Source organism: Halogeometricum sp. S3BR5-2 (assembly GCF_031624635.1).
GTDB lineage: Archaea > Halobacteriota > Halobacteria > Halobacteriales > Haloferacaceae > Halogeometricum > Halogeometricum luteum.
This window is the reverse complement of the sequence record NZ_JAMQOQ010000001.1, coordinates 1,192,900-1,215,555: the sequence shown is the minus strand read 5'-3', so window position 1 is coordinate 1,215,555 and position 22,656 is coordinate 1,192,900. Positions and strand designations below refer to the sequence as shown.

Below are 22,656 nucleotides of genomic sequence, written 5' to 3'. Positions count from 1 at the left end.
CCATGAGCGAGACACCGGTCCCCGCGGACCTGCCGGGGTTCGTCCTCGCCGGGACCGCATCGAGCGTCGGCAAGACCGTGGCGACGCTGGCCGCCTGCCGCGCCCTCGAACGCGCCGGCCGGACGCCCGTCGCGGCGAAGGCCGGCCCCGACTTCATCGACCCGAGCCACCACGCCGCGTCGCTGGGGCGCCCCTCGCGGACGCTCGACCCGTGGATGACGGGCGAGGACGGCCTCGAGCGAACGTACGCGCGCGGGGCCGACCACGGCGACGTCTGCGTCGTCGAGGGGATGATGGGGCTGTACGACGGCGACGTGAGCACCGCCGCCGTCGCCGCGGACCTCGACCTGCCGGTCGTCCTCGTCGTCGACGCGACGGCCGGGATGGAGAGCGTCGCGGCGACGGCGTTGGGCTTTCGCGCCTACGCCGACCGGATGGACTACGACGTGGACGTGGTGGGCCTCCTCGCCGCCCGCGCGCACGGCGGCAGACACGAGGAGGGAATCCGGAACGCCATCCCCGAGGAGATGCACTACGTCGGTCGGACGCCGCCGCTGGACGGTCTCGATATCCCCGACAGACACCTCGGTCTGCACTCGGGGAGCGAATCGCCCGTCGAGAGCGAGGCCCTCGACGCCGCTGCCCGCCACGTCGACGCGGGCGAACTGCTCTCGCTGGCGCGCCGCCCGCGGGTGGACGCGCCGCCGGAGCGACCCGCCGGCCCGGCCGACCCCGCCGACCTGACCGTCGCCGTCGCCGCGGACGACGCCTTCCGGTTCGTCTATCCCTCGGTTCGGGAGCGACTCGCCGAACGGGCGACGGTCGAGACGTTCGCGCCCGCCGCGGGCGACGACCTGCCGGACTGCGACGCCGTCTACCTCCCCGGCGGCTACCCCGAGAACCACGCCGCGGACCTCGCCACATCGCCGGCGCTGTCGACGCTCGCGGAACGCGCGGCGGAGGGTCTGCCCGTCTTCGGGGAGTGCGGCGGACTGATGGCCCTCGGCGAGACGCTCACGACCGAGGACGGCGAGGAGCACGCGATGGCGGGCGTCCTGCCCGTCTCGACGCGGATGACGGACGGACCGGTCGCCCTCGACCACGTGGGCTATCGGGCGCGCCGGGACTCGCTTCTCGCCCCCGCGGGGGAGTCGCTCCGCGGTCACGAGTTCCACTACTCGGCGGCGACGGCCGACTCCGACGCGCGCTTCGCGTTCGAGGTGGTCCGCGGCGCCGGCGTCGACGGCGCGAACGACGGCGTCGAGGAGTACCGGACGCTCGGGACGTACGCGCACTTCCACGCCGAGTCGGGCGCCTTCGACGCGTTCCTCGACGCGGCGGCGGAGTGACTGCGAGGAGAACGGAGCAAGTCAGCGGGAGCGACGACAGCGGGAGCGACGATAGCCGAAACGACCGGTGACTCGACGGCGTCGGTGTCAGTTGTCAGTTCGGTTTCGTCTGCGTCTCTCGTTCCGCGCGCTCCTCCGAGTCGGACGCCGGGGTCGATTCCGATTCCGACGCGTCGGATTCGGTCTCGGCGTCGGACCCCAGCGCCATCCGCTGGACCGCGGGCATCTGGAGGAACGACAGCAGCGTGTACAGCACGTACGTGTGTTCGCCGCCGTTCAGGTGGTCCTGATAGACCCGCGTCGCCGCCTCGCGGTCGATGAACGGCAGTGCGTCCATCACGGGGGCCCGCTCGCGGAGTTTCTTCTGGGCGAAGTCGTGCGTGCGGAGCAGTTCCGTGGAGTTCGTCCACGGCTTGTCCGACATGTACGGTTCGGGCGAGCGGTCCGGCGAGAGGTGTTTGCGGGAGAACGCGTTCGCGTGGTGCAGGAGGAACTGGGTGGGGAACGACTTCGTGAGCGGGACGCCCGTCGACGCGTGCGGCACCCGCGCGAGGTCCTCGTCCAGCGCCACCGTCGTCGCGTCGATGACGTTCCGCCGCATCCGGTGACGCATCGGGAGTTCCAGCGCCAGTTCGACGAGGCGGTTGTCGAAGAAGGGGCTCCAGTGCGAGACCATCCCGTTCAGCGCGTGGAAGAAGTAGTCGGACTTGTTCGAGAACGGGTAGAAGTCGTCGAAGAAGACGAGTTCGCGCACCGACCGGTAGTTCACCCCGTGGTGGTCGACGCCGTCGTTCGAGACGATGTTCCGTTCGAGTATCTCGGTGAGGTCCGAGGAGCACTCCAGATACTCCGGGAGCGGCTTCGCGCGGCGTTCGATGTGCTTGCGCACGCTCGTCGTCCGCTTGGCCATCGGGAGGTCGAACTCTCCGAGCGGACCCAACTGGATGCGCGGCGACGGGAAGGCGTGCTCTCTGAACAGCGTATCGGCGCCCAGCCCCGAGATGAGCACGTCCACCTCGTCGCGGATGCGGTCGCCGAACTCCGTGATGTGCGCCTCGCTGAACCGGCCGTGGAAGTTCATCTGCTTGGGCGTCGACTCGAGCATCCGCGGGTGGTTGTCTCGGTCGCGCCGCAGCAGGTGGAACTCGCGGTCCGCCGCGAACGCCACCTGCTCTGCGACCTGCGCCTCGCGGTTCAGCCACCCGGCGGTGTGGTAGGTGCGCAGGTCGATGTCCGGGTCGGCGCCGGCGAGGATGGCCCGCGAGTCGCTGCCGCCGCTGAGCAGCAGCCCGTACGTCAGGTCGGGGTCGAGTCGCTCTTCGAGCACCGTCTCGAACCGGTCGACGAACCGCTCGGCGAACGACGAGAACGGCTCGTCGACAGGGTCGTAGCGCGGCCGCCAGTAGCGTTCGGTGTCGACGGTGCCCGCGTCGAGGTCGACGGTCGTGACCGACGACGGGAGCAGTTCCTCGACGCCCGTAAAGGGCGTCCGCACGCCGCCGACGGCGCCGAGCGTGAAGTACTCGGCCAAGTACTCCACGTCGAACTCCGCGTCGACGTCCGGGCGGACGGGCAGCGACTGCATCTGCGTCGAGAAGACGAACGTCCCCTCGTCCGGGCGGACGCGGTACACCGGGCGGGTGCCGAGGCGGTCGGTGACGACGAGGGCCTCGCGTTCGTCGCTGTCGTAGACGACGACGACGAACGACCCGTTCAGCCCCGCGGCGAACTCCTCGCCGTCGGCCTCGTACCGCCGGGCGCAGAACTCCGCGATGGTCGCCGCGTCGTCCGACGAGCGCGGCTGGTAGCCGTCGCCGTCGGGTGATTCGTACCCCCAGACGTTCCCGTACGCCCACACGAACGTCCCGTCGTCCGTCTCCGCGGGCTGTTCGTTCTCGGCGCCGGGGTGGGCCGACCAGCCGACGGCGATGCCTTCGTCGGCGAACTGTCCGCGCTGCTCCTCGCCCGTCCACGAGAGGTCGTCTCGCATCTCGTCGATAGCGTGGTCGCGCGAGCCGAGGACGCCACAGATTCCTGTCATCGTCGGATGGGTGCGTGTTGGTCTTCGAGCGACGCGGCGGGAGTCGGGTCGGGGGAGTGGTGCTGTGGTATCATGGTGTTAGCTTCGGACGGCACCGAGGACCGCTTCCAGGTCGTTGCGTATCTCCCACGTCGAGCGGGATTCGACGACGGCCACCGTCGCGAGGTAGACGGCGACGCCGGCGACGACGAGGCAGGCGAACTCCGCGATGGCCGGGAGTCCGGAGAGCGCCGGTCGGAGCGCGAACAGCGCGCCCCCCATGACGGCGCTCGCGAGGACCGGGTACGCCAACTCGACGAGGAAGCGCCGGTGGCTGCCGTTCACGCTGCGGACGGCGACGTGAACCTTGATGGGGACGATGACGAGGACGAACACGCCGGCGATGAGGCCGACGGTCCCGACGATGCCGTACCGGGTCGTCGCCGGGTAGATGAGCGCCCCCGTCAGCGCCAGTCGGAGCAGGTTGATCTTCGTGTTGTACTCGGGGTGGCCGAGGGCGTTCCAGATGTCGTTGAACGCGGAGGTGAGCGACGAGAACGCCCCGTAGACGGCGACGATCTGCATCACCGGGATGACGGGGAGCCACTGCTCGCCGAGGAAGCCGCGGACGAACGGGTCGGCGGTCAGGACGACGCCGACCGCGGCGGGGAACGACGCGAACGAGAGGATTCTGACCGTCTTGCTCACCGCGTCGGCCAGCGCGTCGGAGTCCTCCTGGAGCTTCGAGTAGACGGGGAACGCGACCGTCGAGAGGCTCCGCGAGAGCTCCATCGTCGGCGTCTTGCCGAGGCGGTAGCCCATCTGGTAGAAGCCGAGCGCGGCCGTCGACAGGAGCCAGCCGACCACCCAGTCGTCGCCGCTGACCAGGAGGAAGCTGATTCCGCTCGTGGCGGTGATCCACTTGCCGTAGCCGAACAGCTCCCGGGCGTGGTCGAGCCGGAAGTCGAACCCCGGCCGGCGGCTGTCAAGGGCGTAGGAGGCGACGAGTTTCGCCACGTCGGCGGCGATGAACCCGTACACGATGGCCCAGACGTCCCCCAGGACGAACGCCAGGGAGACGGCGACGACGAACTCCGTCACCGACCCGCTCATGTTGAACGCGAACTTCTTGTGCAGGTCCAGGGACTTCTCGAAGTAGACGATGCTCGGGTTGAACAGCCCGGCGACCAGCGCCGAGAGGGCGATGGCCTTCAGTATCGGCTCGACGACGGGTTCGCCGAAGAACGACGCCGCGAGCGGCGAGGCGACGACGAGGACGGCCGCGATGACCGCGCCGCGGGCCATCTGGAGCCCCCACATGCTGTCGAGGTACTCGTCGACGTTCGCCTCCGGCCGCTGGACGAGCGCCCGGTCGATGCCGAGCCGGGAGAACCGGTTCAGCGCCGAGTACGTCACGAGCGCGATGCCCATGAGACCGATGTCTCTCGGGGTGAGCAGGCGCGCGAGGATGATCATCATCACGACCTGCAGTCCCCGCGACCCGAAGTTGGTCCCGACGGCCCAGATGCCGGATTTCACGGTCTGCGACATCAGGTCTCCGTCCGGGCGGAGGGTTCGGAGGGCGGCCCGAAGGACCGATTTCAAACGGTCGAGCATGTCGGTCGCGGCTTCCTCTCGGCCGCCGAGATAGTCCGCAGAATCCGGTTCGGCGAGGGCTCCCAGTCGGTATCGGGAGCGAGGACGCTATCGAGTACTCTCACTCTTCGTTGCTCTCTCGCGCAGCGTCCTTATACCTACGGTCGTATCGCACGAACTGTTTCTCGCTCTCACTCGGAGCAGCCGTCTCGGGGCGTCTCAGCGGGTCGGACCAGTCCGATTTTATGTGGCGGACGCCTCGACTCCACACTACAATGCGAGAGGACTCCCTGCGATACGCGCTCCTCAAACCGCTCCGCGACGGCGCGGGTGCGGGCTACCGAGGGCTGTCCGACCGGCTCTCCATCTTCGCGACGCTGCTCGACCGAGAGCTCTCGACCGGACTGTCCGTCGACATCCCGTTCGAGCGGCGTCTGTGGCTCTGGCGGCGCGGGTTCACCAGTCGGTCGAGCGCCCTGTACGACCTCGACGAGGACAACTACCGACAGTTCGTCTCCGACCTGCAGCACGAACGGGCCAACGACATCGCCGAGCCGTGGGACACCGTCGTGAGCAACAAGCTGACGTTCTACCTCCTGTTCAGCTCCTACGCCGAGCACCTGCCCGACTGCTACGGTATCGTCGGCGGCGGCGAACTCCGGCGCAGTTCCCCGACGATGCCCACCGCGCCGTGGCAGGCGCCGTCGGACGAACTGAACGGCGTCGAACGCCACGACGCCGTCCGGTGGGTCGACCGCTACCTCGACCGCCGGGAGGCGCTGGTGCTCAAGCCCATCTACGGGCACGGCGGCCGCGGCGTGTTCGTCTGCCGGCGGCCCGAAGAGGGCGAGGACGGCGCCGATGAGGACGGCTACCTCGTCAACGGCGAACCGAAGACGGACGCGGAGTTCTCGGCGTTCCTCGACGACTTAGAGGAGTACCTCGCCTGGGAGTTCGCCCGGCAGGCCGACTACGCCGACGACCTGTACCCCGAGTCGACGAACACGCTGCGCGTGCTCACCCTCTGGGACTACGAGAACGACGAACCGTTCGTCTCGGGGGCCGTCCACCGTGTCGGGACGGCGGAATCGGCGCCCGTCGACAACTGGAGTAGCGGCGGTCTCTCCGCGATGGTGACCGACGACGACGAGTTGAGCGCCGGCGCGCAGTGGCTCCCCGAGCAGGGCGAGGTGCGGTGGTTCGACACCCACCCCGACACGGGCGAACCCATCGAGGGGGCGCGCGTGCCCGAGTGGTCGGCCGTCCGCCGGCAAATCGAGGAGATGGCGGCCGAGTACCCCTCGCTCCCGCGCCTCGGCTGGGACATCGTCCTCACCGGCGAGGGCGAGTTCGTCGTCCTCGAAGTGAACGCCCACACCGCGACCCGGACGTTTCAGGTGCACGAGCCCCTGCTCGACGACCCCCGCGTCCGCGCGTTCTACGAGCACCACGGCTGTCTCTAGTCGAGCGACCCCGACCCGTCGTCTCCGAGCCGGGTCGGTTAAGTCGGGACGCCGTCGACTACCGGCAAATGATCGACGGCGACCTGCTGACGCGGTTGTCCGAGTCGTCCCCGACGGGGACGACGGCGACGCAGTCCGTCTACCGACGGCTGTCGGTGCTGGAAACGCTCTTCGAGCGGGAGGTGGTCTCCGGCTCCTCCGTCTCGCTGCCCCGAGAGCGGCGGCTCTCGCTGTGGCGGCACGGCTTCACCAGTCGCTCGGGCGTCCTCTTCGACGTCGAGGAGGGCCGGTACGACGAGTATCTCTCGGATTATCAGCTCGAACGACTGGACTCGCTCGGCGGGCCGTGGGGCGCGGTGGTGAAGAACAAACTCGCGCAGTACCTGCTGCTCGACGCGTTCCGCGAGCACCTGCCCGGCCTCTACGGCGTGCTCGACGGCGGCGACCTGAAGCGGCGGCCGGCGTTCGCGTCCTACGAGGGGTCGGGACCGCGTCGCGTCGACGCCGTCCCGTGGCTCCGCGACCGCCTCGACGACGAGGGAGCGCTCGTACTGAAACCCGTCTACGGCTACGGCGGGTCCGGCGTGTACGTGTGCCGGCGGCTCGATGACGAGGACGACGAAGACGGCTATCTCGTCAACGGCGAGCGGAAGACGGAAGCGGAGTTCTCGGCGCTCGTCGAGGAGTTAGAGGAGTACCTCGTCTGGGAGTTCGTCGAGCAGGCCGACTACGCCGCCGACCTGTTCCCCGACGCGGTGCACACGCTGCGCGTGCTCACCCTCTGGGACCCCGACGCCGACGAGCCGTTCGTCTCGAAGGCGGTCCACCGCGTCGGAACGGCCGACTCCGCGCCCGTCGACAACTGGAGTCGCGGCGGCCTCTCGGCCGAGATTCGGGAGGACGGAACGCTCGGCCCCGCCGCCTACTGGTCGGACGACGACCACGAGCGCCGGTGGTTCCAGCGCCACCCGGACACCGACGCGCGAATCGAGGGCGCGGAAGTTCCGGGCTGGCCGGCGATACGCGACCGCCTGCTCGAACTCGCGTCGGCGGTTCCGTACCTCCCGCGCGTCGGCTGGGACGTGGTCGTCACCGGCGAGGGCGAGTTCGTCGTCCTCGAACTCAACTCGCACGCGGGCGTCGAGACGCTACAGGTCCACGGTCCGCTCCTGCGGGACGAGCGCTCGCGCCGCTTCTACGAGTACCACGGGTTCGCGTAGGCGTATCGAGGCGCGCGGCCCGGGGTCCCTACACCTCGGACCACGACCGCGACCGGGGTCGCGGTCGAAACGACTTTTCCGACCGCCGCGAACGCTCCCGCATGCACGGACGCGAGTCGGCCGCCGCGGTCCTCGACGCGAACCGCCGCGACGGCTACACGATACCCTCGGCGACGCTGTACCCCTTCCAGTGGAACTGGGACAGCGCGTTCGTCGCCGTCGGCCTCGCCCACGCCGACCCGGCGGCGGCCAAGCGCGAGATTCGGACTCTGCTGGACGCGCGCTGGGAGAACGGGATGGTGCCGCAGATAGCGTTCTGGTCGGACGCCGCGGGCTACTTCCCCGGTCCCGATGAGTGGCGCGTCGGCACCGACCGGACCGTCCACGCCGACGTGGAGACCAGCGGCATCACCCAACCGCCGATGGTCGTCCCCGCCGCCGCGTACGTCTACGAGGCGACCGGCGACGAGGCGTTCCGGGACTCGGTGCTCCCGGACCTCGAAGCCTACTGCGAGTGGTGGCTCCGCGAGCGTTCGGACGACGGCGAACTCGTCTGGGTGCGGCACCCGTGGGCGACGGGGATGGACGACTCGCCGGCGTGGGTCGGCCCCCTCGAACGCTTCGACCCCGGTGAGATGACCTACACCCGGGAGGACCGCAAGGATTCGGAGTTGGCCGAGCAGCGACCGACCGACTGGGACTACGACCGCTACGTCTCTCTCGTCCGGCGGGGCCGGGACCTCGACTGGGACGAGACCCGACTGCGCGAGGAGTCGCCGTTCGTCGTCGAAGACGTGCTGACGAACGCGCTGTTCGTCCGCGCCTGCGAGTCCGTCGCCGCCCTCTCGGCGGACGCCGGCGACGAGACGTCCGCCGAGCGCTGGCGCGCGCAGGCCGAGACGACCCGCCGTGCCCTCTCGGAGCGCCGGTTCGACGACGACCTCGGCCTGTTCGTCTCCTACGACTTGGTCGCCGACGAACCGCTTCCCGCCCGCTCGATTGCGGGCCTGCTGCCGACGCTCGCGGGCGCGCCGACCGACGCGCAGTTCGCGCGGATGCGCGAGACGCTCGACGAGTTCCTCGCCTACGAGTACGCCGCGCCCTCCTACGTCGGCCCGGAGATGGACTACGACCGCTACTGGCGCGGGCCGGTGTGGCTGAACACGAACTGGCTGCTCGAACGCGGTCTGCGGCGGATGGGCGCCGAGACGGAGGCCGACCGAATTCGAGACGACTCCCGGCGACTGCTCGACCGCGAGGGGTTCCGCGAGTACTTCAACCCCGAGACGGGCGCGGGTCGGGGGAGCGACCGCTTCTCGTGGTCGGCGGCGCTGTCGCTGGCGTGGGCCGCCGAGGACGCCCCGGAGGTCCGCGGATGAACGACGACCGACCCGAGTCGGACGACCGCTCGAACGACGAGGCCGCCGACGCGCCCGCGGCGGACCGCCCCGACTCCCCCGCGGAGACCCGACGGAACACGCCCGGCGGGGGTGTCTCGCCCGGCGCGAACGCCATCGAACCCTCGGCACCGGAGGAGTTCGGCCTCGTGCAGGCGTGGTGGGGCGACGGAAAGGGCAAGACTACCGCCGCGTTAGGCATGGCGTTCCGCGCCGCGGGCCACGGCTACCGCGTCCACCTCCTCCAGTTCCTGAAGGGCGGAGCGGACTCGGTTGAGGGCGTCCGCGGCGAGTACAACGCCATCGCGGCCCTCCCCGGCATCTCCTACGAGAACACGGGGCACTACGGCTGGAACAGAATGATGGACGGGTCGGACGACGACGAGCACGCGGCGAAGGCGGCGGCGGCGTTCGAACGAACGAAAGAACTCGTCGAGGCGGCGGGCGAGGCGGACCTCTCGGAACCGCTCTCTGCTGAGGGAGGTCCCGAAGACGGCGTGAACATGCTCGTCTTGGACGAGATTCTGTACGCCGTTGCGATGGGCCTCGTGGACGAAGACGACGTGCTGGAACTGGTCGAGTCGAAGCCCGCGGACCTCGAACTCGTCCTCACGGGCGGGCACGAGGAGCCGACCTTCCTCCTCGACGCCGCCGACTTGGTGACCGAGGTGCGGAAGGTGAAACACCCGTTCGACGCGGGGACGCGGGCGCGGAAGGGCACCGAGTACTGATCCGCCCCGCGCCGTCTCCCCCCGCGCTTATCTCCGACGGGACGCAACGACTCGTATGAGCGTCATCGCGGAATTCACTGTGCCTTCCGACGATTTCGCCCTCCATCACGCCCTGACGGCCGCCTCGGAGATGGTCGTCGAAATCGAGCGCGTCGTCGCGACGATGGAGGACAAGATCATGCCGTTCTTCTGGGTCAGCGGCGGGGACCAATCCGACTTCGAGGAGGCGTTCCGCGACGACCCCTCGGTGACCGACACGACACTCGTAGACGAAATCGAAGGGAGCGTCCTCTATCGCGCCGAGTGGACCGAGAACGTGGAGTCGATTATCTACGCCTACACCGAAATCGGCGCGACGATACTCCAAGCGACGGGGCGAAACGAGGAGTGGGAACTGCAGTTTCGATTCGACAATCACGACAAGGTCTCTCAGTTCCAAGCGTACTGCGAGGAGAACGACATCTCGTTCCGACTCAACCGACTGTACCACCAAGAGCAGCCGATGGCGAGCGCGCAGTACGGCTTGACGTCGAAGCAGCGCGAGACGCTCGTCACCGCGCTCGACACGGGGTACTACGACATTCCGCAACGGAGTACGATGGCCGACGTGGCCGAGAAGGTGGGCGTCTCCCAGCAGGCAGTCTCCAAGCGGTTGCACAACGGGCACAAGAACCTCATCACCAACGCCCTGACTGTCAACCACCCCGACGACGACTGACCATCTCGGCCCGTACCGTTGTGCATACAACCTATCTCCTCTTCCCGGTCGGACGGCTACCGCGTACGATGGCAGACCCGCTAGACGGGCAGAGAGGCATCGACGCGGTCTCTGGTCCTCCCGCCCACTCGCGATGCGGACGCATCGACGACCGTCCGAGAGGGACGGTGAAACCCCTCGGTGACCCGCGGTGACCGCAGTCCTGGATTTCACCATCCCGAGCGACGCGTTCGCGGTCGGAGCGGCGCTGGACGTGGAGTCGGCGACCCAAATCGAACTCGCGCGGTTCGTTCCGGTCGGGGAACGTTTGGTCCCCTACTTCTGGGCGGAGACGAGCGACGCCGAAGCGGTGCAGTCGGAGGTGCGCGCGTCTCCGCACGTCGCGGTGGTAGAGCGACTCGACGGCTCGATAGGACGACCTCTCTTTCGAGTCTCGTGGGAGGACGACGCCGACGGATTCCTCGATACCCTCCGGCGCCGCGACATCGTGATCCAACGGGGAACCGGCTCCGACGGAACCTGGCTGTTCAGGCTCATCTCGGACGGCAGGGATACGTTCAGCGAGTTCCACCTCGCCTGTCGCGAGGGCGGGTATCCGCTCGACATAAAGCGCCTGTCCGACAGCACCGACCGGGACAGCGCGCTGTACGGATTGACGGGTAAACAACGGGTCGCACTCCTGCACGCGTTCGAGCGCGGATACTATGATATGGAACAGAATGTAAAGTTGGGCGATATCTGCGAAGACCTCGATATCAGCCAACAGGCCTTCGGCGCGCGACTCAAGCGAGGGATGGACGCTCTCATCGAGAACACGCTCGCCGCGTAGGCCGAGTCCGTCTGTGGGTGGGCGCTCTCCCGCCGTGTCGACGCGTGGGCCCGGACGGCGGACTCCCGACTCCGCCGCCCGCCGGCGCGACCGGATACGAATACTGACTACCCTCGCGGCCCTCGCTCCCGAGCGAGCGCAATGAGCCGAACCGTCCTCGTCGCCGGCACGGCCAGCCACGTCGGCAAGAGCACCGTCGTCGCCGGTCTCTGCCGCCTGCTCGCCGACCGCGGCGTCAGCGTCGCGCCGTTCAAGGCGCAGAACATGAGCAACAACGCCCGGGCGGTGCCCGTCGCGGCCGGCGCGCGGGAGTCCGACGACGAGAGCGCCGACGCCTTCGGCGAAATCGGCGTCTCCCAGTACGTGCAGGCCCGCGCCGCCCGCGTGACGGCGACGACGGACCACAACCCCGTCCTCCTGAAACCCCGCGGCGGCGGCGAGTCCCAACTAGTAATCGACGGCCGTCCGGCCGGTGACTTCGCCGCCGGCGATTACTACGAGGAGGGCTGGCACCGCGCCCGCGACGCCGCGAAAGCCGCCCACGCCCGCCTCGCCGCCGACCACGACGTGATACTCGCCGAGGGCGCCGGCTCCATCGCGGAGATAAACCTCCACGACCGAGACTTGGCGAACGTCGAGACGGCCCGCTTCGCCGACGCCGACGTCCTCCTCGTCGCCGACATCGAACGCGGCGGCGTCTTCGCCTCGCTCGTCGGGACGCTCGAACTCGTGCCCGACGACATCCGAGAGCGGGTGGTCGGCGCGGTCATCACGAAGTTTCGGGGCGACGAGTCCCTCTTGGAGGAGGGTCTCGACGCCTTCGAGTCGCGGACGGGCGTGCCCGTCCTCGGCGTCCTCCCGTACGACGACCCCGGACTCCCCGAGGAGGACAGCGTCTCCTTGCCGCCCGAGGGCGAGCGAGCGGTCTTCGGGGCGGGCGCGGGCGACGCGGACGACCCGAACGCGGCGGCCGTCACCGTCGCCGTCCCCCGCCTGCCCCGCGTCTCGAACGCGACGGACCTCGAACCGCTGGCGGCCGAACCGGGCGTCCGCGTCGTCTACTGCCCGCTCGATTCGGATCTCTCCGAGGCCGACGCCGTCGTCCTCCCGGGGTCGAAGAACACCGCCGACGACCTGCGGGCCTGCCGCGTGGCGGGACTGCACGACCGCCTCCGAGCGTTCGACGGTCCCGTAATCGGCCTCTGCGGCGGCTACCAACTGCTCGGCGAGCGACTGCTGAACGTCGGCGCCGAGAGCGTCCGCGGGGGGTCCGAGCTTCCGGGGTTCGGCCTGCTCCCCGTCGAGACGACCTTCTCGACCGAAAAGCGCGTCGCGCCCGTCACGTGGGCGTTCGCGGGCGCCGGGCCGTTCGCGGGGTTCGACGGCCCCGTCTCCGGCTACGAGATTCACACCGGCGAGACCCGAGCGGTCGCGGAAGAAGAGACCCTCGCGCGGCCGTTCGCCGCGCCCGACGGTCGGTCGGACGCGACGCTCGGCGTCGCTCGGGGCGCAGTGGTGGGAACGTACCTCCACGGCCTGTTCGAGAACGAAGGAGTCAGAGACGCCTTCGTCGACGGCCTGTTCGCCGCCGCGGGTCGAGAGCGGCCGACGGCGAGGGACGGTGAGACAGCCGACTCGCCGTACGACCGCGCGGCCGCCCTCGTCTCCCGACTCGACCTCGAAGCGTTCGGGTTCGGAGACTCGGGCGACGAGTCCGGTGGTTAGCCGACCGGGTCGTGACTGCTATGCACGAACTATTTGTCGTTTCGGTAACCACTCCGCGTATGCATCCGAGGTGGACGGCCGTGGCCGCCCTCTCCCAGGCCCTCCTCGCGGCCGTCTTCGTCTTCCACTACGTCGCGGGCGATTCGACGTCGGTCGTCGCGGCCGTCGGAACGGTCGCGGCGCTCTGTGCGAGCGTGTCGTTCGGGCTCGAATACCGGAAGCGGCGGCGGAAAAAATCGGCGTGGAACTCGACCCGGTAGCGGCGCCGGAGGTCGGATGCGCCGACGGCTCAGGTCAGTGCAGCGACTGGCCGTCGCACTCGCCGCTGGGACAGCGTCCCTCGGCGTGCGCGGCGAACTCGCGGTCGAACGTCGACATCGCCGTCTCGACCGTCCGCGCGGCGCTCTCCTCGAAGTGACACATCGAGGAGTTCTGCATCGTCCGCGTCAGTTCGCGGAGCATGTCGTCTTTGTACTTCCCGGTGTAGATCTGCCGGAGCAGGTCGGTCATCTGCTTGGTCCCCTCGCGGCACGGACCGGACCGACCGCAGTTCTCCTGCGAGGCGAAGTTCGCGCGGTCGCCGACGGCCGCGAGGGCGCAGCGGTCCTCGCCGAACAGTTCGACGACGCCCTCGGAACCGAGGTCGGCGCCGTCGAGGGCGGGCGCGGAGTAGGTGTGGTCCAGTCGGCGGGTGAAGCCGCCGAACTGCCCGCCGACGACGGCCATCTTCACCGAGTCGTGCTCGACGGCGTCGGTCGCCGTCCGCATCGACGATCCCGTGGAGAGTTCGACCGTCGCGGGCGCGTCCACGTCGCCGGCGACGGTGACGAGACGCGTCCCCGGGTCTGCGTCGTCGGCGTCGAACGCCTCGGGGTTCCGGATGACCTCGCGGACCTGCAGCAGCGTCCGCGGCGTGTGGATGACCGTCGGGCGCCCGTACAGACCGTGCGTCTCCGGTCCCGGCGGAGTGAGTCGGGCTTCGAGTCGGTCGTTCCCCTCCAGCGATTCGAGCGCCATCGTCGGTTCGCCGGCGATGAACCGCTCGGGGCCGACGGCCAACTGCGGCGCCTCGCCGTGTTCCTCGCGGTGGCGCGAGACGGCCCGCGAGAGGCGTTCGGTCCCCAGCGACTCCTCTTCGGCGTAGACGACTACGTCCTCGGCGCCGAGGAGGTGGCCGACGGCCATCGCGGCGTCGACGACGCCGCCCGCGTCGCCTTCGAGCAGCGTCCGGTCCGTCCGGTTGCGCTCGTCGGCGTCGTTGGCGTTCACCACGAGCACCGGGTCGCCCTCGGCGTCGCGGGCCTCCGCCCAGCCCTCGCCGACAGACTCGTCGGCGCGGGCGTCGCCGCGGCCGCGGCCGAGCAGACCGAGTTCGCGCATCCCCGCGAGCACGTCGTCGGGGTCCTCGCGCACCGCGTCGGCCAGCGAGTCGGCCGGCGGTTCGGTCGGGTCGACCCAGCCGCAGCGTCCGAGCGCGCGGCGGCGGCCGACGCTCAGCGGTCCCTCCTCGGGCGTCGGAAGCGCGCCGTCTTCGTCCGGCGTTCCCTCCTCGCCCTCGACGACGGCGTCGGCGTCCGCGGCGAACTCGCCCGACTCCGCCGCGCGCACGACTTCGCCGGCGCGGTCGTGCGACGGCGCGGCGTAGAACGCCGTTCCGTCGTCGGTCGTCACCACGAGCAGCGGTTCCAGCGCCTCCGCGCCCGTCGAACCCGTTCTTCGAACCGTCGACGTCTCCGCGGCCTCCCGCGCGGCGTCGGCGACGGCGTTCGCGTCGGTCCGATGCGCCGACCCGGCGGCGACGCGGACCGCAGGCAGGCTCCCGTCTTCTTCCTTCGAGTCGCTCATGGAACGAAAGTACTGCTGGCCGATAGGAAAGGCTTGTTGCCCGTCGCTGACGTGTCGGGGCCGACGGCCGCGCGTTCGGTCCCCCGACAGCCACCGACCGAGGCGCTCGGCCGCCGCTCGATTCCCTTCGATTCCCGGCGACGACGGCTGTCTCGTCCCCGCGGTAACCGCGCTCCTCGTCGGACGACCGGTCGGCGAAAAAAGCGCTCCGTTCTCCCTCGCGCCGGTCAGAACGGCGGCTCCATCTCCTCGTCGTCGTCCCCGCCGGCGACGACGAAGTAGATGACCGCTGCGGCCACGACGGCGAGGAGGAGCATGGTGAGCGCGACGCGTCGACCGCCGCCCGCGGCGTCCTCTGCGTCCTCGCCCTCGCTTTCGTGCTCCTCTTCGACCGGGTCGTCTTCGATGGGGATGCGAACGGGTTCGTCGTCCTCGCCCTGGGTATCGGTTGCCATGTCGAGAGCTAGAACGCTCGGGACCAAAGGCGTTCGGGCGACCGGACGGCGCGTCGATGGGGGAGGCGGCGACTCGCACGGCGCCGACGACTTACATGTCTTACTGAAAAACATTCTTCAAATGCGAACACTTTAGTCCGGCGGACCCGAGACGCGGATATGGTCGAAGCGTTCGCCGTCGCCAGCGGGAAGGGCGGGACGGGGAAGACGACGAGCACGCTCGCACTCGGGATGGCGCTGGCCGAGCGGTACGACGTGACCGTGGTCGACGCCGACACGGGGATGGCGAACCTGCTGTTTCACACCGGCCTCGACGACGCCGACGTGACCCTCCACGACCTGTTGGTCGAGGGGCGGGAGGCGAGCGTCGACGACGCCGTCTACGACCGCTTCGGGATGTCCGTCGTCCCCTGCGGGACGAGTCTCGCCGCGTTCGAGGCGGCCGACCCCGGCCGCCTCCGCGAGGTGGTCGCCGAACTGGCCGCCGGCACCGACGTGCTCCTCCTCGACTCGCCGGCGGCGCTCGGGTCGAAGAGCGCCGTCCTCCCCGTCGTCCTCGCCGACCGCGTCGTCGTCGTCCTGCAACCGACCGTCCCCTCGCTGTCGGACGGGCTGAAGGTGCAGGAGTACGCCCGTTCGTACGGAACGGAGACGGCGGGCGTCCTGTTCAACCGCGTCCGCCCCGACGAGGACGTCGAACGAATCGCCGAGCAGGCGTCGCGCTACTTCGGCGGGTCGGCGCTGGCGTCGGTGCCCGAGAGCGACGCCGTCCGGGCGGCCCGGCGGGCGGGCGAACCGCTGCTCGCGCACGCGCCGACGGCCCCCGCGGCCGACGCTTTCCGCGAGGCGGCGGCGACGCTGGACGTGCGCGAGGGCGACGCCGGCGACGTGGCCGACCGATTCCGGAGCGCCGTCCTCCCCGAACGGGTGTGACAGTCCCCGTGACCGCGTTCACCGGGGCGTCGCTGCGGATTCCCGAGGGCGAACTGCTCCGCTCTCGCGTCGTCAGCGACGCGGGGGCGACGCTCGCGGCCGTCTTGGACCGCGAACTCACCGGCTACGCCGTCTTCGAACCGCAGGACTCGCTGCTCGGCGGCGGCGGCGACGCCGCCGTGCTCACCTTCGAGGACGGGGTGCCCGTCCTCGCGTACGACGCGGGGACCGACCGCGGCGGGCCGGACGCCCTCGCCGCCCTCGACGCGGCGGGTCCGTTCCGCGTCGAACTGTACGGACTCCCGGCCGCGGCCGTCGAACGTCTCCACCGCGACGAGACGTGTCGCGTCCCGCCCGCGCGGCCCGCGGACCGACTCGCGGCCGACCCGGAACTGGTCGAACGGACGCGCGCGGCGGCGCCGGCGGACCGCCGGGCGGACGAACGGAGTTCCGTCGAGGCGTTCCTCGCCGACGCCGACCGCATCGAGGAGATTCGCGCGGAGGCGCGGCGGGAGGCGGAGTCCCGGGCCGCCGAGTGGGGACTGTCCGAACAGTTGGAGGAGTGACGCGTCGGTCGGACCGTATATACCGTCTCGGCCGCAAGAAATCGTGTGACGGTGCTCCCACTCGTTCCGTTGCGGACCCCCGCCGACTTCGCCGACTGGTACCGACCCGGCGCAGACTACGTCGTTCGAGTCGCCGAGGGCATGGGTTTTCCGACCGGCGACTTCCCCGCCCTCGTCGACGAGGCGGAGACGGCGATGCGGGAGAACCGGACCGGCTACGACGTGGCCGCGGAGGTGTCACAGACTATCGTGGCCGACCTGTTGGCCGACGCCGCGTTCGGGGCGCCGTTCCTGGAGTGGACGCCGCTGTGGTACGAACTCGCGCTGACCGGGCCGACGTACTTCGCGGGATGGCGGCTCAAGCACATCGCCCGCAAGTACGCCGACACGCTCGAACACGTCTCCGTGCCGCGGTTCAGCCGGCCGCAGGACGTGCTCTACGAGGGTAAGCCCGCGGTCGAACGCGTCTCGGGGTTCGCCGACCGCTTCGCCTTCGCCGACGCCATCACCCACTTGGAGTGGTTCGACTACGTCGCCAGCGAGTGCGGCCTGCCGGTGCCGCCCGAACTCATCTCGCGGACGCGCGACGAGACGGTGGCCTACTACGTCGGCGCGCGGCCGATGGAGGACCTGACGCCGACGGTCCGCCGGTTCCAGCATCTCCTGTTCACCGACGACGTGTGGGTGCGCGAGGTGAACCGCCGCTACGACCTCGACAGCACCCTGTTCACGCTCTGGGAGCGCATCCTCCGACGCGAGCGCCAGCGGTTCGACCCGCGGCAGTGACCCCCCGTCGGTGACGCCGGACCGCGTCCGTCCGTTCAGGCGTCCGAGGGCTCCGGTTCGTACGCGTCACCGACGACGACGCTGAGCGCCCGTGGGCGGACGTGCATCGACAGGTCGCGGTGTTCGCGTATCTCGCCGTCGAGGCTGAACTCGATATCCTCGCCCTCCCGACCGGTGACGTGGAGTTCGTCGCCGGTCAGTTGGGTCACGTTCTCCGTGTCGCTGCCGATGAACTGCTGGACGGCCGCCTCGGTCAGCATCTTCGAGGTGGGCATGTCGTTCACGATAGTCACCTCGAAGAGGCCGTCCTCGACGTTCGCCTGCCCGCCGCCGCGGGCGAACCCGCGCGCGTTGCCGACGAGGATGCAGAGCGCCTCGCCCGTCCACGTCGTCGACTGCGCCGCCACGTCGCGTTCGACTTCGAGTTCGACGTGCAACGGGTCGAACTCCCGGACCGTCTTGAAGCCGCTGGCGACGTAGGCGAGCGTCCCGAACCGCTCTTTCATGTCGGAACTCGTCTCGGAACTCGTCTGGGCGGTCAGCCCGGCGATACAGGAGTTCGTGAACAGTTCGCCGTCGGCGACGCCGAGGTCGATGCGCCGTCGGTCGCCGCTTTCGAGGAGTTCGAAGGCGTGCTCGACGTCCCTGATGCCGACGTTCGTGGCGAAGTCGTTGCCGGTGCCGCCGGGGACGACGCCGAACGTCACGTCGTCGAGGGCGTCCGCCCGGCCGAGTCCCTCGACGACGTTGTGTATCGTCCCGTCGCCCCCGCAGGCGGCCACCCGCTCGGCGCCCTCTCGGCCGGCCCGTTCGGCGAACTCGACGGCGTCGCCGGGTTCCTCCGTCCGCTCGACGGCGTACCCCCGCTCGGCCGCCAGCGACTCCACCCGCTCGGCGTGGTCGCCGGACCCGCTGACCGGGTTGAGGATGATTCGCCACTCGCCGTCGCTCGGGGCGGTCGCTTCTCGGTCGCCGTCGGTCGTCTCGTGGGCTGTCATGGTTCGGAGGGTATCGGCCGACTCAACGCGTTCGCTCGGTGTACGAAGGCGGTCGACGGTGAAGGCTCTGGTGGCTGTGCGCCCCCCGACGGGCCGTCACCCGCCGATTCGCGTCCGCTCGTCGTTCCGACGTGGTCCCGGCGCCGCCCGCGCGGCGCCCGTCCGCTCGTACCGCTTCATCGGGAACTCCTCGGCGAGGTTCATGTGTCGCAGGGCGGATTCGGCCCCCCACCGGGGTCTGTCCCGGAGTCGCTCGTACCCGCTCTATCGGTGCGCATCCGCGATTGACATCCTCCCGCGCCTGAAGACGCGGGAATCCCACGGCACCGCACCGCTGGATTGGGATATTAGGGTTTGCAGTCTACCACCTCTGCCCGAGGTTGGAATCCTCGGGAGAGGTCATGAAGGTAGACTGCGGGCTGTGCCAACCAGCCGGTACTCCTATCTTCGTCCAAATTGGCCGAAGACTCGGAGTTACTTTGATTGATGTCGAGACGGATGTTCTCCGCCCCGTTCACGTCAGCGTTGAACGCGTCGTCGTGCTCCTCGCACACGTACAAGCCACGCTCAACACGCTGACTCTCGTCTTTCCTACCGCAGACGCAACACGTCTTGCTCGTGTCGCGCTCTGACACTTCTACGACTTCGATGCCCTCAACCTTCGCCTTGTATTCGAGGATGTTCGAGAACCTGTCGAACGCCCATCCATGCAAGTCGAGGTTGCCGTGCTTACCCCAGTTCTTCGACGACCTGTTCTCGTCCTCGCGGACACCAGCGAGTTTCCCGATGTTGATTTGGCCAACTTCCTGCTCGACACACCGTTCTACGATGTGCTTCGCTAAGGAGTGGAAGAAGTGGGTTCGGCGCTCCGACCACTTCTTGTGAAGACGAGTGGCCCGTTCACCACCCGAATCGTCGCACTTAGCGATTTCTTTCGGGAAGTAGTACCCGTCCTGTTTCAGGCGGTTGCCGGGGTACAGGTCGGATTGTTCGGTGCTGTACGCCACTGCCGCGAAATTACAAATACCGAGGTCAACACCCGCTGACGCGTTGCCGGGTGCGGTGGGAGTCTCCACGTCGTGCTTACACACTAAGTGCAGTTTCCATCGCCCCTTCGCGTTGTCGTAGACGGCGCGAACTTGTTGTAGGTTTTCGACGGTGACGCCGGGACGCGTCTCGTATTCGACGAGGATGTACTCCCACGCTCGTGGGTGTTCCTTGTGGTTCGCACCCTTCGAGAGTCGCACTCGACCGTTTTCGGTGTCGTGACGGATGCCTTTCTGTTTCCACGTCACCGTGCTACGCGGGTGTTCTTCGTGGACGCGACGGCCTTGGTCGTCGTAGTAGTTTTTCTTGCGGTAACCGGGCGGGTTCGCTCTGTCGTCAGACTTGCGTTTGCCGTACCACGAGTTGAAGGCTTCAGCGAGTTCCTCCAGAACGCGCTGACTGGACTGACTGTGTAGTCCCTTGTATTTTGGATGAGTCTTCAACTCGCTTTTCAAGTCCGAGTCGTCGGGAATCTCGCCCGTGTCGTCCCACTCTTGTCGAGAGTGGTAGTTCGCTACGTTCCACAGCTTCGAGGCACTCCATCCGTGGTGGTCGAGCATCTCCTCTACCTGTGAGTGGTTGAGAATTTTCGCTCGGTATGTACGGTGGATGTGCATCGTGGAACGCTTCCATAACTGGTTATGGGATATTGTGTTGTGAAGATTGGGATATAGGCAAGGAATATCCTGTCGGGCGTTTGTGCGGTGGATGGCGGAGGGGTTGTCGGATTCATCCTGACCCTAAAGGGCCAGGTATTCTCCTTGCTCTCTATAACGGGTGGTTTACATGTAACCCGGCCGCGTGCGGCCGCGAGACGGACCAGCGGCGCCCGCCGCCGCCCGACACAGGCCGTCGCTAGACGCCGCGGCGTTCACGTAAGGGGCCGTTAAACTCTCTTATATGAGACAATACTCATACCGCTCTCTCCCCATCGTGCATTCAGTTGATTGACATGGAGGACGACGATATCTGGCAGTCCGTCTTCAGAGCCCTCGGCGACCGAACCCGTCGGCGCGTGCTGGTCGCGCTCTCGGAACTCCCGAACGCGGACGATACGCTGAGCGTTCCCGAGGACGTTCACGAGGGTGACCGGGACGAGGCGACGTTGGAAACGGCCCTGTACCACAACCACCTCCCGCTGTTGGAGCAGGCCGGCTACGTTCGGTGGGACCCGGACGCGGGTCGGGTCGGCATCGGGGACGACTTCGAGGAGATTCGGCCGGTGCTCCGACTCCTCCACGACAACCGGGACGGCCTCCCCGACGGGTGGGTCTAACTCTGATTCTAACTCGGACTCGGCCGGAACCGAACGCGGTATCTGCCTCTCAGTGGCCCCCGCTCGACCAACGACGGATGTTGACATCCTCCCGCACCTGAAGACGCGGCAATCCCACGGTACCGCACCGCTGAGTTGGGATATTAAGGTTCGCGGATAACAACCTGTTCTCGTGGGGCGAAAACACCCTCACTACTGTCGAACAGGTGAACCGCTGGCTGTGCCAACCAGCCGTTATCCCTATCACCGCCATCCGTGGCGAGACTCGGGAGTACCTTTTGCCGAATATTCTCCGCACCGTTCACGTCCGCGTTCGCAACCGTATCGCACGTCTCACACACGTACAGGCCACGTTCAACTCGCTGGTTGTCATCTGTGTGGCCGCACGCCGAACACGACTTCGACGTATCGCGTTCGGACACCAACTCAACGTCGATGCCTTCGGCTTCCGCCTTGTAGTCGAGTAGCGTCGTGAATCGGTCGAACGGCCACCCGTGCAAGTCGAGATTGCCGTGGTCGCCCCAATTCCGAGGTTCGCTGTTCCCGTCGTCTTCTCGGATGCCACCGAGGTCGCCAACGACAAGCGTTCCGACTCCTCGTTCGACGCACTCCTCTACGATTGCTTTCGAGAGTGCGTGCAAGAAGTACGTCCGGCGACCAGTTCGCGTCCGGTCAAGACGAGTCGCCTCACGGGACGAAGAATCGTCGCACTTGGCTTTCTTTTTCGTGAAGTAGTATTCGTCCTCTTTGAGTGCGCCGCCGGGATACAACACCGATTCCCCGCCGAACGAGACAGTGGCGAAGTTGCAAATCCCGAGGTCAACACCAGCGACCCCATCGCCCGGTGGTTCCGGGCTGATGGTGATGCGACAGACGAACTGGAGTCGCCACTCGTCGCGTTTGTAGACGGTGCGAACCTGTTGAATGTCCCACTCAGTCAGGTCAACATCCGGGCGAGTCTCGTACTCGCACAGGATGAAGTCTGAACGGTGGTCTTTGAGGTTTCGTCCTTTTGAGAGGCGAACGCGGGTGAACTGTGCGTCGTGCTTGAAGCCAGCCGCTTTGAACGACACGGTTGAACGCGGGTGGGAGTCTCTGTTTTTGCGGTAGCCGGGCGGTCGGGCGCGGTTGTCGCCGTTCCGACGCTTACCGAACCAGCCGTTGAACGCTTCAGCGAGTTCTTCGAGAACGCGCTGACTGGATTGAGAATGTAAGTCCGTGTAGCGTTTGTGGCTTTTGAGTTCGGCTTTGAGTTTCCCGTCATCGGGAATCTCGCCCGTTTCGTCCCACTGTTGTTGTGCGTAGTAGCGACCGACGTTCCAGAGTTTTGAGGCGGCCCATCCGAGTTGGTCGAGGTCGCCACGAACCTGTTGCTGGTTCGTAATCGTGGCCTCAAAGGTTCGGATGGTTCGACCCATTTTCTGGCTTCATAACTGGTTATGGATGCTGTTCTGTTATTAGTGTTGGTTGGCGTGGGATATCCAGCCTTGCCATCGACGGTGGACTGTGTAGGAATTGTCGGATTCATCCTGACCCTAAAGGGTCAGGTATTCTCCTCGATTCTGTATAAACACCATTCAAATACACCCCACGGATTGGTATCCGTCTCGTCCCTCCAACACGTGCCCACCACCGGGCGCCAGTTCGTCTCCTCATAACGGGGTTCCGCTGGTGGGTGCGGCGGTTCGACCCCGAGGACGCG

The 22,656-nt window shown here is 68.0% G+C and carries 20 protein-coding genes; 13 read left to right on the top strand and 7 right to left on the bottom strand.

The genetic code is table 11. The features are described 5' to 3' along the window. Window positions 1–29 precede the first annotated feature (29 nt). A complete protein-coding gene (locus NDI79_RS06270; protein ID WP_310927642.1) occupies window positions 30–1,349 on the top strand; it encodes a cobyrinic acid a,c-diamide synthase CobB in 1,320 nt (439 codons plus the stop codon). 94 nt (window positions 1,350–1,443) lie between these two features. Here the strand turns inward: NDI79_RS06270 and NDI79_RS06265 are convergent, their stop codons facing one another. Then, a complete protein-coding gene (locus NDI79_RS06265) occupies window positions 1,444–3,390 on the bottom strand; it encodes an asparagine synthase-related protein (RefSeq protein ID WP_310927582.1) in 1,947 nt (648 codons plus the stop codon). A 78-nt stretch (window positions 3,391–3,468) separates the two neighbouring features. Further along, complete coding sequence (locus NDI79_RS06260; protein ID WP_310927581.1) at window positions 3,469–4,920, bottom strand: lipopolysaccharide biosynthesis protein; 1,452 nt, start codon at window positions 4,918–4,920, stop codon at window positions 3,469–3,471. A gap of 320 nt (window positions 4,921–5,240) precedes the next feature. On the opposite strand from NDI79_RS06260, the gene NDI79_RS06255 reads away from it, so the two are divergent. The 8 genes from NDI79_RS06255 to NDI79_RS06220 all read left to right on the top strand — a co-directional run bounded on the left by NDI79_RS06255 (window position 5,241) and on the right by NDI79_RS06220 (window position 13,308). Continuing rightward, window positions 5,241–6,428: a sugar-transfer associated ATP-grasp domain-containing protein gene (locus NDI79_RS06255; protein ID WP_310927580.1), complete on the top strand. Its 1,188-nt coding sequence runs from the start codon at window positions 5,241–5,243 to the stop codon at window positions 6,426–6,428. Window positions 6,429–6,496: 68 nt separating this feature from the next. Continuing rightward, window positions 6,497–7,648, top strand: coding sequence for a sugar-transfer associated ATP-grasp domain-containing protein (locus NDI79_RS06250; protein ID WP_310927579.1), 1,152 nt, complete (start codon window positions 6,497–6,499; stop codon window positions 7,646–7,648). A gap of 101 nt (window positions 7,649–7,749) precedes the next feature. Next, complete coding sequence (locus NDI79_RS06245; protein ID WP_310927578.1) at window positions 7,750–9,027, top strand: MGH1-like glycoside hydrolase domain-containing protein; 1,278 nt, start codon at window positions 7,750–7,752, stop codon at window positions 9,025–9,027. Beyond that, window positions 9,024–9,776: a cob(I)yrinic acid a,c-diamide adenosyltransferase gene (locus tag NDI79_RS06240; RefSeq protein ID WP_310927577.1), complete on the top strand. Its 753-nt coding sequence runs from the start codon at window positions 9,024–9,026 to the stop codon at window positions 9,774–9,776. The genes NDI79_RS06245 and NDI79_RS06240 overlap by 4 nt, the downstream gene beginning before the upstream one ends. Window positions 9,777–9,831: 55 nt before the next feature. Then, window positions 9,832–10,494 (top strand): helix-turn-helix domain-containing protein, encoded by a 663-nt coding sequence (locus NDI79_RS06235; protein ID WP_310927576.1) that lies wholly within the window; start codon window positions 9,832–9,834, stop codon window positions 10,492–10,494. Window positions 10,495–10,684: 190 nt separating this feature from the next. Beyond that, window positions 10,685–11,323, top strand: a complete 639-nt coding sequence (locus tag NDI79_RS06230) for a helix-turn-helix domain-containing protein (RefSeq protein ID WP_310927575.1) — start codon at window positions 10,685–10,687, stop codon at window positions 11,321–11,323. A gap of 141 nt (window positions 11,324–11,464) precedes the next feature. Continuing rightward, a complete protein-coding gene (locus NDI79_RS06225) occupies window positions 11,465–13,048 on the top strand; it encodes a cobyric acid synthase (RefSeq protein WP_310927574.1) in 1,584 nt (527 codons plus the stop codon). 59 nt (window positions 13,049–13,107) lie between these two features. Further along, complete coding sequence (locus tag NDI79_RS06220) at window positions 13,108–13,308, top strand: hypothetical protein (protein WP_310927573.1); 201 nt, start codon at window positions 13,108–13,110, stop codon at window positions 13,306–13,308. Between the two features lie 34 nt (window positions 13,309–13,342). Here the strand turns inward: NDI79_RS06220 and NDI79_RS06215 are convergent, their stop codons facing one another. After that, the gene (locus NDI79_RS06215) at window positions 13,343–14,893 is read right to left on the bottom strand and encodes an NADH-ubiquinone oxidoreductase-F iron-sulfur binding region domain-containing protein (RefSeq protein ID WP_310927572.1); all 1,551 of its coding nucleotides are present in this window, start codon (window positions 14,891–14,893) and stop codon (window positions 13,343–13,345) included. A 227-nt stretch (window positions 14,894–15,120) separates the two neighbouring features. After that, on the bottom strand, window positions 15,121–15,348 hold the full coding sequence (locus tag NDI79_RS06210; RefSeq protein WP_310927571.1) for a hypothetical protein: 228 nt from the start codon (window positions 15,346–15,348) through the stop codon (window positions 15,121–15,123). 159 nt (window positions 15,349–15,507) lie between these two features. On the opposite strand from NDI79_RS06210, the gene NDI79_RS06205 reads away from it, so the two are divergent. From NDI79_RS06205 to NDI79_RS06195, 3 genes are read left to right on the top strand one after another with little or no spacing between them, the layout of a single operon-like run. Beyond that, the gene (locus NDI79_RS06205) at window positions 15,508–16,281 is read left to right on the top strand and encodes a nucleotide-binding protein (protein WP_310927570.1); all 774 of its coding nucleotides are present in this window, start codon (window positions 15,508–15,510) and stop codon (window positions 16,279–16,281) included. After that, window positions 16,278–16,847 (top strand): DUF8054 family protein, encoded by a 570-nt coding sequence (locus NDI79_RS06200; protein ID WP_310927569.1) that lies wholly within the window; start codon window positions 16,278–16,280, stop codon window positions 16,845–16,847. Before NDI79_RS06205 ends, NDI79_RS06200 begins: the two co-directional genes overlap by 4 nt. Window positions 16,848–16,892: 45 nt before the next feature. After that, entirely contained in the window at window positions 16,893–17,633 is a 741-nt protein-coding gene (locus NDI79_RS06195) for a DUF8116 family protein (protein WP_310927568.1), read from the top strand. A 35-nt stretch (window positions 17,634–17,668) separates the two neighbouring features. Here NDI79_RS06195 and NDI79_RS06190 read toward each other — a convergent pair whose 3' ends face one another. Both NDI79_RS06190 and NDI79_RS06185 read right to left on the bottom strand, forming a co-directional pair. Beyond that, on the bottom strand, window positions 17,669–18,631 hold the full coding sequence (locus NDI79_RS06190; RefSeq protein ID WP_310927567.1) for a diacylglycerol/lipid kinase family protein: 963 nt from the start codon (window positions 18,629–18,631) through the stop codon (window positions 17,669–17,671). 347 nt (window positions 18,632–18,978) lie between these two features. Beyond that, on the bottom strand, window positions 18,979–20,295 hold the full coding sequence (locus NDI79_RS06185; protein ID WP_310927566.1) for an RNA-guided endonuclease InsQ/TnpB family protein: 1,317 nt from the start codon (window positions 20,293–20,295) through the stop codon (window positions 18,979–18,981). A gap of 335 nt (window positions 20,296–20,630) precedes the next feature. Between NDI79_RS06185 and NDI79_RS06180 the strand changes: the two genes are divergently transcribed. Then, the gene (locus NDI79_RS06180) at window positions 20,631–20,954 is read left to right on the top strand and encodes a DUF7344 domain-containing protein (RefSeq protein ID WP_310927565.1); all 324 of its coding nucleotides are present in this window, start codon (window positions 20,631–20,633) and stop codon (window positions 20,952–20,954) included. A 143-nt stretch (window positions 20,955–21,097) separates the two neighbouring features. Here the strand turns inward: NDI79_RS06180 and NDI79_RS06175 are convergent, their stop codons facing one another. Continuing rightward, window positions 21,098–22,372 carry an RNA-guided endonuclease InsQ/TnpB family protein gene (locus tag NDI79_RS06175; protein ID WP_310927564.1) on the bottom strand — a complete coding sequence of 425 codons (1,275 nt, stop codon included), beginning with the start codon at window positions 22,370–22,372 and terminating at the stop codon, window positions 21,098–21,100. Between the last annotated feature and the right edge of the window lie 284 nt (window positions 22,373–22,656).

What these genes read in the sequence shown, in the direction of transcription:
- NDI79_RS06265 (WP_310927582.1), bottom strand. Translation starts at nt 3,390, where the DNA reads ATGACAGGAATCTGTGGCGTCCTCGGCTCGCGCGACCACGCTATCGAC.
- NDI79_RS06260 (WP_310927581.1), bottom strand. Translation starts at nt 4,920, where the DNA reads ATGTCGCAGACCGTGAAATCCGGCATCTGGGCCGTCGGGACCAACTTC.
- NDI79_RS06255 (WP_310927580.1), top strand. Translation starts at nt 5,241, where the DNA reads ATGCGAGAGGACTCCCTGCGATACGCGCTCCTCAAACCGCTCCGCGAC.
- NDI79_RS06250 (WP_310927579.1), top strand. Translation starts at nt 6,497, where the DNA reads ATGATCGACGGCGACCTGCTGACGCGGTTGTCCGAGTCGTCCCCGACG.
- NDI79_RS06245 (WP_310927578.1), top strand. Translation starts at nt 7,750, where the DNA reads ATGCACGGACGCGAGTCGGCCGCCGCGGTCCTCGACGCGAACCGCCGC.
- NDI79_RS06240 (WP_310927577.1), top strand. Translation starts at nt 9,024, where the DNA reads ATGAACGACGACCGACCCGAGTCGGACGACCGCTCGAACGACGAGGCC.
- NDI79_RS06235 (WP_310927576.1), top strand. Translation starts at nt 9,832, where the DNA reads ATGAGCGTCATCGCGGAATTCACTGTGCCTTCCGACGATTTCGCCCTC.
- NDI79_RS06225 (WP_310927574.1), top strand. Translation starts at nt 11,465, where the DNA reads ATGAGCCGAACCGTCCTCGTCGCCGGCACGGCCAGCCACGTCGGCAAG.
- NDI79_RS06220 (WP_310927573.1), top strand. Translation starts at nt 13,108, where the DNA reads ATGCATCCGAGGTGGACGGCCGTGGCCGCCCTCTCCCAGGCCCTCCTC.
- NDI79_RS06215 (WP_310927572.1), bottom strand. Translation starts at nt 14,893, where the DNA reads ATGAGCGACTCGAAGGAAGAAGACGGGAGCCTGCCTGCGGTCCGCGTC.
- NDI79_RS06210 (WP_310927571.1), bottom strand. Translation starts at nt 15,348, where the DNA reads ATGGCAACCGATACCCAGGGCGAGGACGACGAACCCGTTCGCATCCCC.
- NDI79_RS06205 (WP_310927570.1), top strand. Translation starts at nt 15,508, where the DNA reads ATGGTCGAAGCGTTCGCCGTCGCCAGCGGGAAGGGCGGGACGGGGAAG.
- NDI79_RS06190 (WP_310927567.1), bottom strand. Translation starts at nt 18,631, where the DNA reads ATGACAGCCCACGAGACGACCGACGGCGACCGAGAAGCGACCGCCCCG.
- NDI79_RS06185 (WP_310927566.1), bottom strand. Translation starts at nt 20,295, where the DNA reads ATGCACATCCACCGTACATACCGAGCGAAAATTCTCAACCACTCACAG.
- NDI79_RS06180 (WP_310927565.1), top strand. Translation starts at nt 20,631, where the DNA reads ATGGAGGACGACGATATCTGGCAGTCCGTCTTCAGAGCCCTCGGCGAC.
- NDI79_RS06175 (WP_310927564.1), bottom strand. Translation starts at nt 22,372, where the DNA reads ATGGGTCGAACCATCCGAACCTTTGAGGCCACGATTACGAACCAGCAA.